Source organism: Paenibacillus marchantiophytorum (genome assembly GCF_014640555.1).
GTDB classification, from domain to species: Bacteria; Bacillota; Bacilli; order Paenibacillales; family NBRC-103111; genus Paenibacillus_E; species Paenibacillus_E marchantiophytorum.
Genome location: NZ_BMHE01000024.1, coordinates 24,047 through 41,685 on the forward strand (window position 1 = coordinate 24,047; position 17,639 = coordinate 41,685).

The 17,639-nt window shown below is 47.2% G+C and carries 16 protein-coding genes; all 16 read right to left on the reverse strand.

The window, feature by feature from the left end; genetic code table 11:
• Position 1: 1 nt before the first annotated feature.
• The gene (locus IEY34_RS20940; RefSeq protein ID WP_189014786.1) at positions 2–1,159 is read right to left on the reverse strand and encodes a Gfo/Idh/MocA family protein; all 1,158 of its coding nucleotides are present in this window, start codon (positions 1,157–1,159) and stop codon (positions 2–4) included.
• A 23-nt stretch (positions 1,160–1,182) separates the two neighbouring features.
• Positions 1,183–2,022, reverse strand: a complete 840-nt coding sequence (locus IEY34_RS20945; protein ID WP_373291298.1) for a class I fructose-bisphosphate aldolase — start codon at positions 2,020–2,022, stop codon at positions 1,183–1,185.
• 425 nt (positions 2,023–2,447) lie between these two features.
• Positions 2,448–3,044: a manganese efflux pump gene (locus IEY34_RS20950; protein ID WP_189014788.1), complete on the reverse strand. Its 597-nt coding sequence runs from the start codon at positions 3,042–3,044 to the stop codon at positions 2,448–2,450.
• Positions 3,045–3,071: 27 nt separating this feature from the next.
• Entirely contained in the window at positions 3,072–3,734 is a 663-nt protein-coding gene (locus tag IEY34_RS20955; RefSeq protein ID WP_189014790.1) for a bifunctional 2-keto-4-hydroxyglutarate aldolase/2-keto-3-deoxy-6-phosphogluconate aldolase, read from the reverse strand.
• A 13-nt stretch (positions 3,735–3,747) separates the two neighbouring features.
• On the reverse strand, positions 3,748–4,722 hold the full coding sequence (locus IEY34_RS20960; RefSeq protein WP_189014792.1) for a phosphotriesterase family protein: 975 nt from the start codon (positions 4,720–4,722) through the stop codon (positions 3,748–3,750).
• Positions 4,723–5,150: 428 nt separating this feature from the next.
• Positions 5,151–5,996: a carbohydrate ABC transporter permease gene (locus IEY34_RS20965; RefSeq protein WP_189014794.1), complete on the reverse strand. Its 846-nt coding sequence runs from the start codon at positions 5,994–5,996 to the stop codon at positions 5,151–5,153.
• A complete protein-coding gene (locus IEY34_RS20970) occupies positions 5,996–6,877 on the reverse strand; it encodes a carbohydrate ABC transporter permease (protein WP_189014796.1) in 882 nt (293 codons plus the stop codon). Before IEY34_RS20970 ends, IEY34_RS20965 begins: the two co-directional genes overlap by 1 nt.
• An 87-nt stretch (positions 6,878–6,964) precedes the next feature.
• On the reverse strand, positions 6,965–8,347 hold the full coding sequence (locus IEY34_RS20975) for an ABC transporter substrate-binding protein (protein WP_189014798.1): 1,383 nt from the start codon (positions 8,345–8,347) through the stop codon (positions 6,965–6,967).
• A 106-nt stretch (positions 8,348–8,453) separates the two neighbouring features.
• Positions 8,454–10,082, reverse strand: a complete 1,629-nt coding sequence (locus IEY34_RS20980) for a response regulator (protein WP_189014800.1) — start codon at positions 10,080–10,082, stop codon at positions 8,454–8,456.
• A 5-nt stretch (positions 10,083–10,087) separates the two neighbouring features.
• The gene (locus tag IEY34_RS20985; protein WP_189014802.1) at positions 10,088–11,878 is read right to left on the reverse strand and encodes a sensor histidine kinase; all 1,791 of its coding nucleotides are present in this window, start codon (positions 11,876–11,878) and stop codon (positions 10,088–10,090) included.
• A gap of 155 nt (positions 11,879–12,033) precedes the next feature.
• Entirely contained in the window at positions 12,034–13,014 is a 981-nt protein-coding gene (locus IEY34_RS20990) for an aldo/keto reductase (RefSeq protein ID WP_189014804.1), read from the reverse strand.
• A gap of 3 nt (positions 13,015–13,017) precedes the next feature.
• Complete coding sequence (locus IEY34_RS20995) at positions 13,018–13,611, reverse strand: glucose-6-phosphate isomerase (RefSeq protein WP_189014807.1); 594 nt, start codon at positions 13,609–13,611, stop codon at positions 13,018–13,020.
• A 42-nt stretch (positions 13,612–13,653) separates the two neighbouring features.
• Positions 13,654–14,592 (reverse strand): shikimate dehydrogenase family protein, encoded by a 939-nt coding sequence (locus IEY34_RS21000; protein ID WP_189014809.1) that lies wholly within the window; start codon positions 14,590–14,592, stop codon positions 13,654–13,656.
• Positions 14,586–15,548, reverse strand: coding sequence for a phosphoglycerate dehydrogenase (locus IEY34_RS21005; RefSeq protein ID WP_189014811.1), 963 nt, complete (start codon positions 15,546–15,548; stop codon positions 14,586–14,588). The genes IEY34_RS21000 and IEY34_RS21005 overlap by 7 nt, the downstream gene beginning before the upstream one ends.
• Positions 15,549–15,559: 11 nt before the next feature.
• Entirely contained in the window at positions 15,560–16,546 is a 987-nt protein-coding gene (locus IEY34_RS21010) for an SMP-30/gluconolactonase/LRE family protein (protein ID WP_189014813.1), read from the reverse strand.
• A 32-nt stretch (positions 16,547–16,578) separates the two neighbouring features.
• Complete coding sequence (locus IEY34_RS21015) at positions 16,579–17,622, reverse strand: zinc-dependent alcohol dehydrogenase (protein ID WP_189014815.1); 1,044 nt, start codon at positions 17,620–17,622, stop codon at positions 16,579–16,581.
• Between the last annotated feature and the right edge of the window lie 17 nt (positions 17,623–17,639).

A 17,639-nucleotide genomic window follows, 5' to 3' on the forward strand; every position in this document is an offset into this window, starting at 1 on the left:
GCTAATCCCTCCAGTTAATCGGTATCGTCTGCCCTGTCCGGTTCGATTCCAACGCTGCTGTAAAAATCCTGTGGCTTCCTGCTGCCTCTTCTGGCGTTGCACAGTAGAAAGGCTGCTGTGTATCCTTGCCATGCGCCAGTTCATCACAGAAAGCTGCCCACATTTGGAGAATCGAATCCGAGAAGCCAAACTCAAAGATACCTCCAGTAATTGTGCCGTACGCTGATTTATATGGCGCATCCACGACATGCCACGCTTGATTTCCACCCGGTTTATAAGGTAAGGAAGCTACCTGCTTAGGATTTTTCGTAGTAAATTCTGCCGAGAAGTCCGTACCTGTTATCCGAATAAACCACGTGTTCGCATTGCCCGGGGCAATCCGTTTCGTTGATAAAATCATAGGAAACTGTTGGCCTTCCATTTCAACATCACAGGCAAGAATGGCATTGTCCCACGTTTCACAGGGCACCATGTTTCCTTTTCCATCTGGTCGTTCGGGTACGATTTTGGACAATAAGGCCCTTACGGACTTCGGCTTCCAGCCATACCGCATAGGCAGGTGCAGAACATGCATCCCTAAATCCCCCATGCATCCATATTCGCCATTCGTCGCGATTCGCCTTTTCCAATTAATCACTTTGGTCGGATCGAGATCGCTGGAATGCCAGAAGCCCGCTTCGACTTCGATAATTTTACCGAATTTATTCTCATGGACCCATTGAAAGATTTGTAGAGCTCCCGGATAAAAGGGAAATTCAGAGGAGCAACGAACGATGACGTTGGGATATTTGATAATGGCTTCTGAAATGAGTCGGTTTGCTTCCTGATCAATGCCAAACGGCTTTTCACCCAGCAAATGCTTGCCTGACTCGATAATATCGATATAGATTTGCGCATGAAGATGATGTGGAACCGCACAATAAACGGCGTCTACAGAAGGATTAGCAAGCAGCTCCTTATAGTCTGTGTAAGCTGCCTCCACGCTTGGGATGTTATCCTGAAACCACTGCGTCGCAGCCGAATTCGCATCGCATACAGCCACAATCTTCGGCTCAAAATCAACATTTGTAAGATGACACCAGCGGGCTGCCGCGCTTGCAAACTCTTTCCCCATTAAACCGCAGCCAATAACACCAAAGCGTATGATTTTTTTCGACATTTTTGATAATCTCCTTTGGGATGTTATGAAGTTAAACTAGCAAGAGCCTGCTCTGCGGAATTGCCGTGGTGAACGATGGACATCAATGCTTTGGTCATACCAGCTGGATTCGGGTGCTGAATCACATTGCGGCCATAGACAATGCCTGACGCGCCTTGCTTCATCAATTCTACGGTACGGGTCATAATTTCCTCATCGCTGGCTCTTCCGCCGCCTCGCACAAGTACTGGAATCCCAGAAGCAATTTCAATGACGCGGTGATATTCTTCTACATGGTCACAAGGATCTGCTTTAATCACATCTGCGCCCAATTCAACAGCTTGGCGAACCAGCGGTAAAATTTTATGTATATCACCATCAACCATATAACCGCCCTTTGCTTCATTGGCCAGCATAACTAAGGGTTCTACCATAAGGGGCATGCCGTATTTTTCACATTCTGTTTTTAAAATAGAAACATTTTTAGCACATTGATAGTGCAATTCTGGCTGATTAGGCAGTAACAAAAGATTGACACAAACCGACACAGCATCCATTCGAACGGCTTGCTCAATTGCCTTATCCATAAGCTCGCTAAACAAGAAACGCGGCAGCGTACTTCCATAAATATTCGCTACATCTGTACGCAGCACAAGTCCAGGCTTCTGGCTGCCAGGGATCGACTGGAGATGCCCAGCCTGCCCAATGCTTAGTTGGATACAATCCGGACCTGCTTCCACAATCGTCGCGATCGCTTGTTTCATATTCTCAATGCCAGCTAGAAATCCATACTCGTTAAAAAAGCCATGATCAACAGCTACATCAAAGCATTTTCCTTGCTCACTAAACATTCGGTTTAATCTTGGTTTTAGCGACAATGCCATACACTCCCTTAAATGAATGTTTTTTTATAACTTTTTAAGTTGTTTTCAAACATAATAATATGTTAATTTATAACATTTGTCTATAGAAAATAACCCCCCAGAACGAATTGGGGGGGGATTTGTGAGATTGCCGTCTTTGACCACGGTAGTGGAGCCTGCCAAATCGGCATCTCCTGTGCAAAAACCTAGCCCACGGATAGGTCACCCGGTCCATGTACCTTGAGGGAAACCAAGTTTCCTAACGAACTCAATACCCTTTATTCGGTTAAAATCGCTCATTCTGAAAATCTAACGATTTCCAGATGCGCTATTTCAAGAAAACAATCACCTTTCCGCCTAAAAGCTGCTCGATAACGCCAATCCAGTTCATTAAATCGCAAAAGCAGCCATTTTCTCGTCTATAAGCATCGTACAGGCAACCAGCACTATACAAACACTTCATACAATCCAATCAGAACTATAAAAATACCACCTATTCGATTAAACCATTTGCCAAGCCATGTTCTAGCCAGTTGCTGACCTGCTCGAACTCCAATATGTATGGTTAGTAACGAGAATATACCAATGGATATCGTCGTCATGACTGGAGATAATCCTGTCATGCCAGCTCCAAATCCACCAACAGCACAATTTAGCGCAAGCGCAATTCCGAGAGTAAGAGACTCCCTCCATGAAATTACTTTATCTCCATCGCGATCAGCTTTATTGGGACTATGTAGTAAAGAAGTGATGCCATTCTGACGGTGCTGATTTGAGCTGTTTTTCAAATCCGCCTTGATTGCAAAAAGCCCAATAATTACGAGAAAGGCTCCCCCACCCCAATTCGTAATCTCACCAGGAATGTATTGTGAAATTACATCGCCTAAGGCAATGGAGGTATAAGAAGCAATCATCGAAAGAATTGCAATAACGAAATTCGATATCAATGGAACCCTTGTAGAGCGAGCACCAAATGAAAGACCAATCCCCAAATTATCCAAGTTAGCAGCGATACCAATTCCTATAATTGAAAACCAATGCATCTCCCTACCTCCAAGCAAGCCAGATGATCAGATAGGCACTGCCAATCCCTTGGATTGAGCCTTCTTAATCAACGCCATATAGGCTTGAGCAGTATCCGTAATAGCCTGGTAATCACCCGTGTTGGCTCCCGCAGTCAAGCTTCCTCCTACGCCAACCGCGACAGCTCCGGCCTCCATCCATTGCGAGACATTCTGAATCGTCACGCCGCCAGTCGGCATAAGCTGAGCATGTGGCAGCGGACCTTTGACTGCCTTAATAAAGGCCGGTCCGAACAGCTCACCCGGAAACACCTTAATGATATCCGCGCCAGCTTCCAAACATTCGGCGACTTCTTTAATCGTCATTGCTCCTGGCATGATCGGCACCCGATAACGGTGGCAGAGCGTTACCGTGTCGATATTCAAATAAGGGCTCACGATGTACCGCGCTCCAGCCAGAATAGCGGTTCTGGCCGTTTCAGCATCCAGCACTGTACCAGCTCCAATCAGGCATTCATGTGGATCAAACTTTTGGGCAAGCGAGGCGATGATTCTCTCCGCACCAGGTATCGTGAAGGTGATTTCAATGGCCTTAATACCGCCAGCCATGCACGCAATCGCAATCTGCTCAGCTTGCTTCTCATCCTCTGCCCTTACAACAGCGACTAAGCCGCCTTGTTTGATTTTAGCTATAATCAGTTCTTTTTCCATGATGAATTGCCTCCTAATTAGCCGATATGGGTTTACTTGCTTTCAAGGCAAACGCGTTTGCCGGATTGTCCGTCATCACTATGCGAATCTGTTCCTCGCTAACCCCGGTGTGCTTCAATAAAGGAATGAATTGCCGGCTAATAAAGTCCAAACCGATTTTCCCACCGTAGCTTTTCATGCGTTCCCTGGTTGTATCAAGACCTAGTAAAACTCGCTTCTCCAGCCCCCAGTCCATCATTTGACGAATAAGAAGCGCTTCTTCCTCATCCGAGTGGTATTTGTAGCGAGCTATCGTATCATACTCCAAATAAACACCCATTTCCCCGAGTTTACGGTGCATGGCTAACTGATCCAGCTTACGATCTAAATGACAAATGATGATTTGCCCGGCAGGAACTCCGAGCTCCAAGTACATATTCACCAACGTTTCAGCCTGTGTATAGGATTCAATATGGCAAAGAATAGGTGCGCCTGTTTGAATTGCGGCATACGCAGCAGCGTGAAACCACCTTTTATCAGGATCGTTCATTCGCTCCTCATCCATAGCTGTTTTGATCACACCCGCTTTGGCGGTCATGCAGCTAATCGGTTCCCCGAGGTCCGTGCCAAGGAACATGCCTTCTGTAAGTTCATGCACGAATAGTTCAATAAGCCGGTCCTGTTCGTATTTTCGTATCCAATGGTCATCCCGGTAAAAGCTAAGTTTGTGAAAGCCCGTCGAAGCAACGATATGAATGTCTGTGCGAATCGAAGCTTCCATTAACCACGATTCGATTCTCCCGCAGCCCAAAGGCTGGGCATCAACAACAGCTCGGCCTCCGCAGCTTTGAAAGAGAAGCAGTTCCTCTACACTTAGGTGGTAATCGTCAAGGCACAGGGCCGGATTTAAAGAAGAAGGCTGCCCAGGAGCAAGAAACAAGTGTTCATGGCTGTGGCAAAAACCAAAATCCTGCATGGCGACAGGGCCTCTTACTGTTTGAATATGCATGCAAAGCTGCACCCCCCGTCCATATAATTCCTCTTTCCTAATAAGAAAAGCGGCTTTGCCGCCCTGAGAGATCAGTCTCTTCTTAGCGGCAAAACCTTGTAAGGGAACTAGAGGACGCTAATTAGGCAAAAAGTAGGGATGCGTGGGTAATAGCGGAACTACAGGGTCTTATTTCCACGAAAACGTTAAAAATTCCCATGAAACGGCAAAATAGCGTACTGTAGTTCCCTCACCCTCCCGAAAATGACACTTTTAGCTAGAATAGCGTATCGTAGTTCCTTTACTTCCGCGAGAGGCAGTTGGAATAACTCCGCGTTCACTCCAAAACATATAAACTCTTATATTTTGAAAAAGCCGTCCTTTCGGCTGATAGCCTTATGGACAGCTTGGGCATTGAATGCTAGCGGTACCTTACTAGCACAAACCGCTCAGCCCTTAACGGCTCCAGCAGTCAAGCTGCTCGTAATTTGTTCTGTGAAAAGCATGTATAGGAGAACAGAAGGGAGCGCGATCACCGTCATTACTGCGAATTGAGCAGCATAATTGGACGCATATTCACCAGTAAACTGAATCAACGAAAAGGGTAATGTTTTATACGTGTCTGTTCGTATGAAGGTAACCGCCATAATGAATTCGTTCCAAGTGTTTAGGAAGGCCAGAACGGCAACAGACGAAATCACGGGTTTGGATATTGGAATAATGATGCGAAAAACAACACCCAGCAAGTTTAGCCCATCAATAACGGCAGCCTCCTCGATTGCCCGAGGTGTCGTTTGTAGAAATCCGATAAAGATAAACACACTTAATGGGATTAGAAAAGCAATATTCGGTAAAATAAGGGCAAAATAGGTATCAATTAATTTAATTTTATTGAATATGAAGAAATTCGGCAAAAGAGTTGAATACAGCGGTACAATCATACAAATCATAACAAGGCCAGCCAAATATTTATTCCATTTCCAGTCAATTCTTGCGATTACATAGCTGAGCATCAGCGAAACGATGACGGTCACCGCGATAACGACAACAGCAACAATCGCACTGTTCAGAAGGTAAGCGGGCACGTGTCCAAGCTTAAACGCGTCGGCATAATTTTTCCATTGGAAAGGGCTGGGCCATTTTAAAATGTAGCTGCCGAAGAAATCACCGCTTTTTAGCAGCGAGAAGTTGATCATCCAAATTAATGGAAATATTTGTGCGATCGCTACCAGAGCCAAACTTATATAAAAGATTATCTGCACCAATTGTGTATAAGGCTTGGATAAGGTCCTCATTAGAATTCACCTACATCTTTCTTCAGCAAGCGATTCATCAACAGTGTCAGGAGCAGGCAGAAGAACACGAACAGAACGGAGATCGCACTTCCGTAACCGAATAGCCCGTCGCGGAACGCCTTGGAATATAAATACGTCGCCAGAAATTGCGTACTGTTGGCAGGTCCGCCTCCAGTCATCAAGAAGACCGTCTCCATCTGTTTGAATCCAGCAACGACGGCGAGGACGAAGTTAATACGGATGACAGGAGACAACAGCGGAAGCACGACCCGCAAATTGTACTGCCATTTGTTCGCGCCATCGACGACTGCCGCCTCGTACAACTCAGACGGAATGCCTTTGATTCCTGCATAGTAGAGCAGATAAGCATAACCAAAGCCTTGCCACATCGCCACGAAGATAATGGAGAAAATGGCGATATCCGGGTTTCCTAACCAGTCCTGCTTCCAAGAAGACAACCCGATGTCAGCCAGAACCCGATTAAGCAGCCCATATTGAACCGACAAAATGCTCACCCACATTTGCGAGGTCACGAACGTCGAGATTATAGACGGAATGAAAATGACTACACGCAGGAAACGTTCCCACCTGCCAGTATGAGGGGTAACAATCGCCATCAAGATGGCCAGGGGATGCTGAAGCAGGATGAAAGCTATGCCCAGTAAGACAGCATTCCGAAGCGAACTCCAGAACACAGGATCATGGAAGAAAATTTCCTTGTAATTTTCCAACCCGAGGAAGAGATAGTCTACCCCGTCATAATTCGTAAAGCTTAGATAAAGCGCGACCAGAATAGGTAGTAAAATCAATCCGAGAATGAATACCAGCCCCGGTAAGATTAACACAGCAATATTCCGTTTCTCCATCCAAAGTTTGTTCATGTTCCTCCACCACTTCCAATTCTCTCTGTGAAAGGGAGCAAAACCCTCTGTTATGTTTTGCCCCATGTTCCGTTTCCATCTATTGAATTATGGATTCAACTCTTTATTTGATTTTTCGGCAATAGCGTCGATGGATTCAGCAAACTTCTCAGGTGTTGATTTGAGCGCCAACAGCTCTGTTATGGCATCCAGGTAGCCCTTGGATGTGGAAGCAGAGAAACGGTCCTGCGAGTTCGCACCGCTGAATGCTTTAGCCGACTTGAGGATGTTCGTCAGATCCTTTTGAATTTGGGTTTCCTTGCCCGTGTTAAACTCATCATAGGATTGCGCTGGGAACGTAATGCCATTCTGCCAAACAGTTTTGGACCAATTCTCTTTTTTGAACATCCAAATGGCAAATTTCTTGGCTTCACCGGAATTTTTGGATTTACTGGATACACTGTATCCGCCGCCAAACCAGGCCAGAAGATCGGTTGTCGGACTCTTGCCATCATCAGAAGCTGGGTACGGAATGGCGATCATGTTGCTGCGCACATCATCCGGGAAATTCGTATCGGTCGAAACGCCCATTTCCCATTGCCCCATCAGGTACATCGCAGCCTTGCCTTGTCCGAATAAGTTTCTAGCAGCTCCGTAATCCAGATTCAGGAAGCCTTCGCCGAATACGCCGCTTTTCACCATGTCCTGCAATTTTTTCGCTGAGGTGATTACAGCTGGATCCTTGAAGGAGCCTGAGCGATCAATCGCTTTATGATACAAGTCGAAACCGCCGGATTGACGGGCTACAACAGCATCAAACAGCAAGCCTAGCGGCCACGAATCTCTTCCATCCAGCGCTATTGGCACAACATTGGTGCCTTTCAATTTCTCAGCAATTTTGAAAAGATCGGCTTCAGTTTTAGGAGGCTCCAATCCACGGTCGGCAAGCACTTTTTTATTGACATATAGGACCAAAAAGTCCGTATTTTTGGGAATTCCATAAATCTTATTGTTCAACGTGAATGAATCGAATGCTGCATCAATAAAGCCTTGACCCGCAAAATCCTCCTTAGTGAAGCTGACAAGCGCATTGTTCTTAACCAAAGGTCCGAGATAGCGTGCGCCTCCCCACATCATCGTGACATCCGGAAGAGTTTCCGAAACGTTATAAATTTTCAGCTTATCTTGGAACTGGGGATCTGGAGAAAGCGTTTCCACTGAAATCTTAATAGTCGGATTTTCTTTCATGTACTGGTCAATTAATAGCTGCTCAGCTTTCCCTTGACCACCTCCGCGATCAGGGTTGTTGCTGAAAAACTTGATTTCGACCTTCTGACCGCTCTCTGTCTTTTTAGCTGCGTTAGGCGTGTTGGTCGCGCTTGGGGCTTTGTCCGTCGTGCTGCTTGACCCTGCTTGATCCGATTTCCCACATGCCGTAGCGAGGCCGGCAAACATCACAATGACCGTAACCGTATTAAGAAGCTTTTTCAAAAGAACCCCTCCATATCATTTAATCTTGCATCAGCGCTGTAATTTCATTATAAAACAGGCTCGTTGGGGGCATAACCTATGATTCTTCGGTAAAGCTGTATGTTTATTAGGAGCCATTTTGTTTTTTGTACTGGGAGGGCAGCATTCCCGTCCATTTTTTGAAAAAGCGAACAAAATGCGCTTCATCGTAATACCCGACCTCACGTGCTACCATGTAGACTTTCCCATTATCCTGTTTGAGCAAAAGCTTCGCTTTATCTATTCTGAACTGGTGCAAATAGTCGAGAAAATTAATCCCCATCTCTTGACGGAATAACGTTGACAAGTGAGATTGGGATATGAAAACCTCTTCGGCAATCGATTTCAGCGTCAAATTCGTCATGTATTTGTCTTCTATCAGGGATAGTACATATTTAATAGTCTTATGAAGCGGTTTTTGGGTATTTCTAAGTTCAACGAATTTCTGAATAACAACCGTCAGCAGCGTTGACAGTTCCTCGAACGTTTCTTGGCACTGCACCTGCTCGGCAAAGGCTTCGAACTGCTCTACATACAATTTGGCAGAATCCCCGTTTGCAGCTTTAATTTCCTTAATCAGCGAGTCAATCAATGAATACGTGTGTAAATGGATGCGTTGGATGGAAAGATCCTGTTCCCGGAACGTATTCAGCCATTCCTCCACCTCTATGACAAAATCCGAAAAATTACTTGAAGCAATATTTTCGCGAATACGCCGTTCAAAATCAGCGAAATCCTCCTGAAATTTAGAAGCATCCCCTGCAGATGATTCCAGCTCCTTGGCCTCGGATGCGATAAACAAGCCGTTTGCTCCATGGAAAAACCGACGCGACAGCGCTTCCTTAGCCTTCCGATAAGAGTGGCCAATCTCAGCCAGACTAGTCGCAGATCCCACACCAATGCTTACGCTCACTTTTAAAAAAACGGCTAAATTGCGCTGTATCCCTTCAAGACTCATCTGAATTTCCGTATGAGTCATTGCTTGTGGCGCATTGGCAATCAAAATAAATTGATCCTCAAGCGTCAGCAGCTCGTGCTTGCCCGTGAAGAGGTCCCCAATACTTTCTTCCATGATGTTCGAAGCCGCGTAACGGATGAGTGCCAGGTCGGCATCCCGATAGGCGAGGGTCTTTAATTCCTTGGTGTCGAACCGGAATACAATAACCAAAGTCGGATTGTTCACTAACCTGATCCCGTATTCGGCGATTTCCTCCAGACAATTCCCCAAGTTTTGCGGATCGGTGGATCGCAGCCATTTCATTAACCTATCCTCTTTGATCGTTTGGATATTGGCATTCCACTGCCGTTCCAATCGGCCAAATTGTGAATCTTGGCTCCGCTTGCCAATTAATTTGCTTTTGGCACGCACAATAGCCTCTAGGACCATCTTGGGATTGCAAGGTTTAAGAATATAATCGAGCACGCCAAGTTTGACTGCCTGCTGGGCATATTCAAATTCGCTGTGCCCTGTTAAAAGCACTGGAATGAGATCCCAGCTTCGCTTGGATATTTCCTCAATGAGTTCCAGTCCTGACATGATTGGCATGCGGATATCCGTGAGAACAATATCCGGCCTATCCGCCTCCATCATCTCCAATGCTCTGAGGCCATTGGAGGCGGTCCCTGTAATGAGGATGTCCTCGGACTCCCAATCGATCATCGTGAGAATGCCTCCGCGAAATTCCGGCTCGTCTTCAACGATAAACAATTTATGCATGACCCTCATTCCTCTCTATAAGGCGTATCGTTCATATCGACTTTTAATTTGATCGATGTGCCGAAGTGAAGCCGGCTATTGATTTCGATTGCGATCCCTTTTCCGAAATGATTTTGTAATCGTTCCCTCATGTTCAGCAAGGCAAATCCGCCTTCAATCTCCGCAGAACCGGTTCGCTTCTCTAAGAGAACCGCCGTTCTTAGTCTCTCGAGTGTATCCGGCGCCATCCCCATGCCATTATCCGTAACTTCGAAAATGAGCTGCTGATCTGCTTCACGGATAGATAGATGAATAAAGCCCTGCCCTTCCATCTGCTCAATCCCGTGGACGACAGCATTTTCTGCAAGCGGCTGCAGAAGCAGCTTAGGCACTCGGAACTGCCGGAGATGTTCCTCCACTTCGATCGAATAAGTCAACTTGTCGCTAAAGCGGATTTTGCTGAGAAAAAAATAATTTTCAACAATCATAAGCTCCTTCTCTATCGTTATGACATCCGCGCCCTGACTCAAATTAAAGCGGAAAAATTCAGACAATCTTTGAATCATATCGGCCGTCTTTTCGGCGCCTTCACGGTATGACATCCAGGTAATCGAATTCAGCGTATTATATAGAAAATGAGGATTGATTTGCGATTGCAGCATCCTGAGTTCAGCCTCTTTTTGCGATATTTCGGATTCATATACATCTTGAATTAATTCCTTGATTCTCATAACCATAATATTATACCCTTTGCCAAGTTGGCCAATCTCATCTCTAAGTTCAATCTCAACGTGCTGTTGGAAATCTCCGGCTTGAAATTCCCGCATGGATCTCAGTATCCGCATCAACGGATTGGAGAAGAGTTTGGAGAGAAGCCAGCTAAGCGGCACGTTAATGAGTAGAATCATCACAACAAAGCCAATAGTCAACCAACGAATTTGATTCAACTGCTTAAGCTCCTCGATCTTGGGCTGGATCACAAGCACATGCCAGCCCGTCGCTGTAGAAGAAGTATGTGTGATCAACCATTGTTTCTCATTCTTGTCCCAATCCACCTTGCTGAACGGCACATGATTATAATATGGCAGCTCCGTAAACGCGCGGCCGCTCCACTTGCCGTCGGAATCAGAGAGGATCGTTCCGTCCTCATTAATTACGATAATTTCAACGTTATCACGTGCGGGACCAAACGATTTGCGGAAATCCTCCTCAGTCATGCCTATGATCATTAGCCCTTCCTTCTTGAGGCTCTCCGGATTCACGAGCACTTTGCTGTAAAACACCTTCCTGCGCTGGTCGCCAATAAACAGCTTCATCGGCCCTTCCTCCACTCCCCAAGCCCCTTTGACAACCTGGGAAACCGTTTGATTATAAATCCCGCTGGTTTTGTACGACTCATAGCTAATAATTTCGTTATTATTCAAGCTATTAAATTTAATCGTAGGATGATTGTCAGAGAAAATTAGGAGGGATTGGAAAAATTGCCGGGTGCTTAGCAGTCGGTTAATCATCGAGTTTACCACCTGAGCGGAATTGTAGCTGGCCTCGGGAGAGAGCAAGTCGTGCAGCTCCGACGAGAGCGACAAATAACTATAAATATCATAAATATCTTTGGCTAAGTAATCCAAATGGGATACCGTTTGTGAGGAAATGTTGTTTTGCGCTTGAGCAATTTTATCCAGCACTTGGTTCGAAGCGGTCACATAGGAGATGAACCCGATGCTTCCAGCCGAAACAATTAATAATGGCATGAACCAGAGCTGAAACTTTAGACGGATCGGGAGTTCTAGATATACCTTCTTGATTCTCGCCAACATGATGTTCCCTCCCATTTTTACTGTGCGAAAGATAGTAGAATATCTATAGAGTACTAGAATTAGACCATCTTTTGAATAAAAAAGATTGAAAGCCCGATTCCATGTAGGAAACGAGCTTTATCATGCTTGAGAGCGTATCTTTTATCATCAATGATTTACCAAGAATAGGATTCGGGAGCCGGACCACCCGGTCCAGGGAATAATTCATCAAGTCTTTGCAGAAAAGAAGCATCCAGCTTGATCTCAACAGCCCGGAGCACATCACGCAGCTGCTCAACCGTACGCGGGCCAATAATCGGTCCGGTAAGCGCGGGGTTCGCAAGCACCCAAGCCAGTGCGACGTTAGATTCCTTCTCGCCGAGTTCTCGACAAAGAGCGGAATACGCTTCGAGACTAGATCTGTTCTTCTCGATAACAGCCTTCTGTTGTGCGGTGCGGTTGTTTAAAGTCGAATTAAGCGCGCTGCCGCCTAGAACGCCCCCTGCCATTGGGCTCCATGCGACAACGCCAATTCCCAGATCATTCGCAGCCGGTAGAACTTCCAGCTCGGGCGTCCGATTGAGCAGGCTGTAAATATGCTGCTCAACGACCAGCCCCATGAACTTGCGATCTTTGGCTGCCGCCTGTGCTTTGACGAGATGCCAGCCGGCGAAGTTGCTCGAACCAATGTAATCGGCTTTCCCTTGGCGCACCACACCTTCGAGGGCCTCCCACAGCTCATCCCATTGCGTTCGCCAGTCGATATGATGCATGAAGAATAGCTCGACATGTTCCGTCTGCAAGCGGCGAAGCGATCCTTCCAAATGTCGGCGGATTTTGTACAGGGACAATCCTTTCTCATCGTTAGGCCCATCGAGTGGATTGCCTATTTTTTCGTAAGCCTTGGTAGCAAGGATCACTCGTTCGCGGCGATTGCCCCCTTGTGCAAACCAACGGCCGATTATGGTTTCAGTAGCACCCGAGTTCTCGCCCCAACCATAAATATTCGCAGTGTCGAAGAAGTTAATGCCTGCATCCAACGCTTCGTCCATCATACGGAATGCTTCCTTCTCATCCGTAGACACGCCGAAGTTCATAGTGCCAAGACATAGCCGGCTAACCTTCATCCCAGTTCTTCCAAGATAGGTGTATTCCATTGGTTAAATCTCCTCCCCGTCACGCCATTTTGGGTTATCGACAACGACTGGAACACCCTGCTCTTCAACAATCAGCTTGCGAAAACCTTTCGTTTCAATTGTGCCATAATCATGACCTGAATCTGCGCGATACACGAAAAAAGTCACAAGTGATTCATTCCCTGTATTCACGCTTCGGTGGGCATAGCGAGGTGGGACGTATACGGCCTGTCCGGGGGTGAAGCGCTCGGCTTGCCAATCTCCCTCAGGATTCTCCATCAGCATATAGCCTTCTCCGCTTAAGCAATAATACACTTCAGGCGTATCCAAAATGGTATGAAAATGACCCTTCGTCATGTAATATTCACGTCCAACTTTCCCTGGATGCACAATGCTCGTACCAAACAATAGCTCGTTAGGGGTTTCTGGCATTGTCAGCTCATAAAACTCATAGACAAGCGGATCGTCTTCCGCTACCAAATTAGCGAATGCTTTATCATTCTCATACATTCCAGCCATTTTAGACAACATCCGTTTGGTGGAGGTGTAATCTTTGGATAATCCGTTTTTCAAATCAAAATGAGCGGAAAAAGGGATCGTGACAGCTTGTAAACTCATCTAGTTTCTCTCCAATCTATCGGTAAGGTCGGGCAAAAAGGGTTAACGCAAGGTGCCTGCGATGCTCTCAAGCTCTGCAAATGCAGCAGGATCTATGTCCAGATGGAAGACTTCCTGAATCACTTGCGTCCAGCCGTGAATGAAATAGATCCAGCCGTCTTCGACGTGAAGCTGGCTTCCTTCCTTTTGGCGATTGGCTTGGTGCAAATAATCAAGCGCACCTCGATAGTTAAGCTCCCATACCAAGCTATTGGACGGAAAGCATCCCTCATCGGTAATCGGTGAACCAGGCTGATCTTTACCAAGCCCTGTGGCATTAACGACCAGTGAATGCGGCTTCAACCCGCTCAGAATTTCGTCGTTCTTAGCCGACTCTGGCGTTAAATAATAGGCGGCGACGGCATCGGGCGCGACCAGCTTCATGATCCGTTCTATTTCGTCCAGACGCTGCTTGCTCCTGTTGGACACGATCAGTTTGGTTGGCCGGTCCTTTTTGCGTGGATCAAGCAGATAGGCAGAGATTGCTATCGCACTGCCGCCTGCCCCCATGACAAACAACTCACCGCCATGCTCCTCCCAGTAGCCCTCGGGGACGAAGGCATCCAGAGTCAACCCGCTGGAGATTGGATCCTTGGCATAGCCTTCCAGCCGACCGTCTTTCTTGGATATGCAGGAAAGCTCGCCGAACATCGTCGCATAGGGGTCCAGATAATCAAACAGATCTTTGGCTGCATGGTAAAGATCGATTTTATGTGTCGTTACCAATGCTCCAAGTGATAGTTCATCATTTTTAATAAATTCAACGGCTTCTCTGTACAGGTCAGCATCAGCGTGAATGCCGATGTCGATTCCTTGAATAATGGCATCCTTGAGCCCCAGTGCTTTCGCCCAGAGCGGGAATAATTTCATAATTGAAGATTGAGTCGTCGTCACACCAATGAAATAAAGGGTCGGCCTTTCGGCTTTTTGCAGCTTTAGCATCGTGCTGCTCCTTTCGAATGCTCTTCCAGCATATTTAATAAATTGTATGTCGATATCGTCGCCATTCGCTCCACGGCTTCTTGGGTGAAAGCCCCTGTGTGAGAGGTTAGTAGAAACTGCTCCAAGCCTAACAACTTATGGCCCGCTTCCGGCGGCTCCATTGAGAACACATCCTGAGCGGCTCCAGCAATTACTCCTCCAACAAGAGCGTCATACAAAGCTTCTTCGTCCACAAGTTCCCCTCTAGATGTATTGATAATCAGGGCTGAGCGCTTCATCTTGCCCAATGTTTGGCTGTTGATCAGGTGCTTCGTCTCCTGCGTATAAGGAAGATGCAGCGATACGATATCGGACTGCTCCAGCAGCGTATCCAGATCATGTAAACGGCGGATACCATTCGTCTCCAGGAAGGATTCATCGTGCATGTAAGGGTCGTACATGGCAACCTGCATGCGAAGACCTTTGGCCCGGAGCGCAACCTCTCTTCCGATCTGGCCTCCGCCAACCACACCAATGATCTTGGAGGTCAGCTCGACGCCTAGGACCCGCCCCCACTCGCCCTGCTTGACCGCAGTGACATTCTGCGGAATGTGTCTTGCCAAAGCGAACAGGAGACCAATCGCATGCTCGGCTACCGAAATGTGATTCGTGCCCGCCGCATTTCTGACCTCGATGCCAAGCTCCTTGGCTTTCTCAAGATCAATATTATCCAAGCCCATCCCGTATTTCGAGATGGCGCGCAAATCTTTGCATCTCTCCAGCACAGCTGCCGGCAGCGGATCAACCCCAATAATGATGCCGACGACGCCCTCACTGGCAAATTCAATAATTTCCTGCTCCGTCATCGTCCGCCCGAACCGGTTCTCCACGATCTCGTAGCCCCGCTCGGTCATGAGCGGATATACAATTTCCTTGTAATTATGAAATGATTTCGGAGTGATTAGTACTTTTCCCATACAAAACTCCTTTATAAATCAAGCTCTGACAACGTTGCGGGCAATTCATGCTTGGTATTCACTTTGCCAGGGCCCGTTACCAGGTCGAAACAGGAAACGATCAGCTTCCCGTTCCAGATAATCGGCTCACTAGGCTGATCGAGCTCACCACTTAAGCCATTGGAATCCGGGCTTTGGGCGTACCGTTCGACTGTGCCATCCGGATACACCTTGGCAATTGCATTGGCTGAGAAATCGGCAATATACAAGTGGCCATCTTCGTCCATCACCATGCCGTCAGTCGTCTGAAGTTGATCAGGGTTTTTTGCCCAAACGACGTTGTCCTTCACCGTACCGTCCAAATTAAACGTAATCTTGTGGACAGCTCCATCGCCGAAATTGCCTACATACAAGTTGCCTTGCGGATCGAACTCAATGCCATCGGCACCATATTGATCGTTCTCATTGAGGGTCAGCAGCGTTGTCAGCATATGCGGATCATCCAGCGTATTGTTGATCTGAATGCCTTCCTCGTCGAGTCCGAAGCGATAAACACAGCTTCGCAGTAGTCCCGTAGGATCCTTGACCTTGGTCAACACACTTTGTGTGACATACATATGCGAGCCGCGAATGCGAATCCCGTTAGGATGCTCCATCCCTTGCGCAACAACAGTCGCTGCAACAACTCGGTCATCCACGATGCGAAGCCTTAGAATCCGGCCTTTGAAGCTGCCTGCCTCTGAGCCCGACCAGCCTTGATTGTCGCAAATATACACGTCACCGTCCGGTCCGAAAGCGATGCCCATCGGGCAAGCGATTCCTGTATCCGCATGAACCGGCACTTCGACCCATTTGCGCACTTGTCTTTGGGAATCGATTTTGACGAGGCAGCCTGGCCGGGAATGATCGGCAAAATTGGGACAGGATAGCACCAGTGTTCCATCTGATGCTACCGCCATACCATCAGGTGTCGTAACATACGCTTCCGGCAATAATGTGAACAATCTTGGTTCTTTCATTTTAAATTCCTCCTTCAATCTATGTGTTTCGTTCATTTGAACGTGATGACTGTTTTCTTCAGACCGCTGTTTGTTCCAACCAACTCGAACGCATCCAGAATGCGATCAAATTCGAATACCGTTGATACGAATGCCTCTGGTTTCAGAACACCGCACGCAATCCAATTCATCACCTGCAGGTGGCTCTCCGATTCTTCCAGCTTAGAGGGCCATTGAATGAAATCCAGATGCCAGTTATACGGCGCTTTGCTCCAATTCAGACGCATTTCGGTTTCGGGTGAAATCCCATAGCAACAAATATGCCCGTAGGGTGCAAGCAGTTCCATACTCTGGTTAATAATTTCATTTTTACCGACAGCATCCACAGAAAAGTCCACACCGTTATGACAAATGTTTCTTACCGCTGCTGTCAAATCGCATTGCTTGCTATTGAAGGCATAGTGAGCACCGGCCTGCAGCGCCTCTTCCACCTTCGCGTCACTCGTTACAGAAGCGATGATGGGCCCCATACCTAGCAGCTTGGCAAACGTGATGAAGGCAAGCCCGACTGGCCCCGCTCCAAAAACGACCACACTCGCATTGGGGCGGAATCCGAAACGTTTACAAGCGCTGAGCACCTCGCGAAAGGTAATGATCATGGGAGCAACCGTGATATCAATATCATGCGGCAGCCGCTGCTGGGCATAGTAAGCTTCGGAGAATTCCGGATATCCCGGCCCTTTGCCATCTTCGAGCAAAGATTTGCTGTCTCCTACAACCGCATATTCGGAGAAAGCCCCCCATCCGGAATGAACCCCGTCCGTCACGCCTTCGAGAAACGGCAGCAGCACTAAGTCGCCGACTTGCAAATACCGTACGCATGCCCCCGTCTCCACCACACGACCTACCCCCTCATGCCCCAGCACCGCAGGATACGTATCAAATCCTTTGAATTCCCCATGAATCAGCTTCATATCCGTTCCACGGCAAATGCCGCAGCTAACCATCTTCACCAATGCCTGATATTCCCCATGCACGGGCTTCGCTATTTCACGGATGGCTAGCTGTCCGTCTTTGTCTACAACCAGACTTTTCATAGCCTCTGACTCCTCTC

Excerpts from the sequence above, each read along its gene's own strand:
- IEY34_RS21000 (WP_189014809.1), bottom strand. The coding sequence starts at position 14,592 with ATGCTAAAGCTGCAAAAAGCCGAAAGGCCGACCCTTTATTTCATTGGT.
- IEY34_RS20940 (WP_189014786.1), bottom strand. The coding sequence starts at position 1,159 with ATGTCGAAAAAAATCATACGCTTTGGTGTTATTGGCTGCGGTTTAATG.
- IEY34_RS20985 (WP_189014802.1), bottom strand. The coding sequence starts at position 11,878 with ATGTTGGCGAGAATCAAGAAGGTATATCTAGAACTCCCGATCCGTCTA.
- IEY34_RS21010 (WP_189014813.1), bottom strand. The coding sequence starts at position 16,546 with ATGAAAGAACCAAGATTGTTCACATTATTGCCGGAAGCGTATGTTACG.
- IEY34_RS20965 (WP_189014794.1), bottom strand. The coding sequence starts at position 5,996 with ATGAGGACCTTATCCAAGCCTTATACACAATTGGTGCAGATAATCTTT.
- IEY34_RS20960 (WP_189014792.1), bottom strand. The coding sequence starts at position 4,722 with ATGCATATTCAAACAGTAAGAGGCCCTGTCGCCATGCAGGATTTTGGT.
- IEY34_RS20990 (WP_189014804.1), bottom strand. The coding sequence starts at position 13,014 with ATGGAATACACCTATCTTGGAAGAACTGGGATGAAGGTTAGCCGGCTA.
- IEY34_RS20995 (WP_189014807.1), bottom strand. The coding sequence starts at position 13,611 with ATGAGTTTACAAGCTGTCACGATCCCTTTTTCCGCTCATTTTGATTTG.
- IEY34_RS21005 (WP_189014811.1), bottom strand. The coding sequence starts at position 15,548 with ATGGGAAAAGTACTAATCACTCCGAAATCATTTCATAATTACAAGGAA.
- IEY34_RS20950 (WP_189014788.1), bottom strand. The coding sequence starts at position 3,044 with ATGCATTGGTTTTCAATTATAGGAATTGGTATCGCTGCTAACTTGGAT.
- IEY34_RS21015 (WP_189014815.1), bottom strand. The coding sequence starts at position 17,622 with ATGAAAAGTCTGGTTGTAGACAAAGACGGACAGCTAGCCATCCGTGAA.
- IEY34_RS20980 (WP_189014800.1), bottom strand. The coding sequence starts at position 10,082 with ATGCATAAATTGTTTATCGTTGAAGACGAGCCGGAATTTCGCGGAGGC.
- IEY34_RS20955 (WP_189014790.1), bottom strand. The coding sequence starts at position 3,734 with ATGGAAAAAGAACTGATTATAGCTAAAATCAAACAAGGCGGCTTAGTC.
- IEY34_RS20970 (WP_189014796.1), bottom strand. The coding sequence starts at position 6,877 with ATGAACAAACTTTGGATGGAGAAACGGAATATTGCTGTGTTAATCTTA.
- IEY34_RS20945 (WP_373291298.1), bottom strand. The coding sequence starts at position 2,022 with ATGGCATTGTCGCTAAAACCAAGATTAAACCGAATGTTTAGTGAGCAA.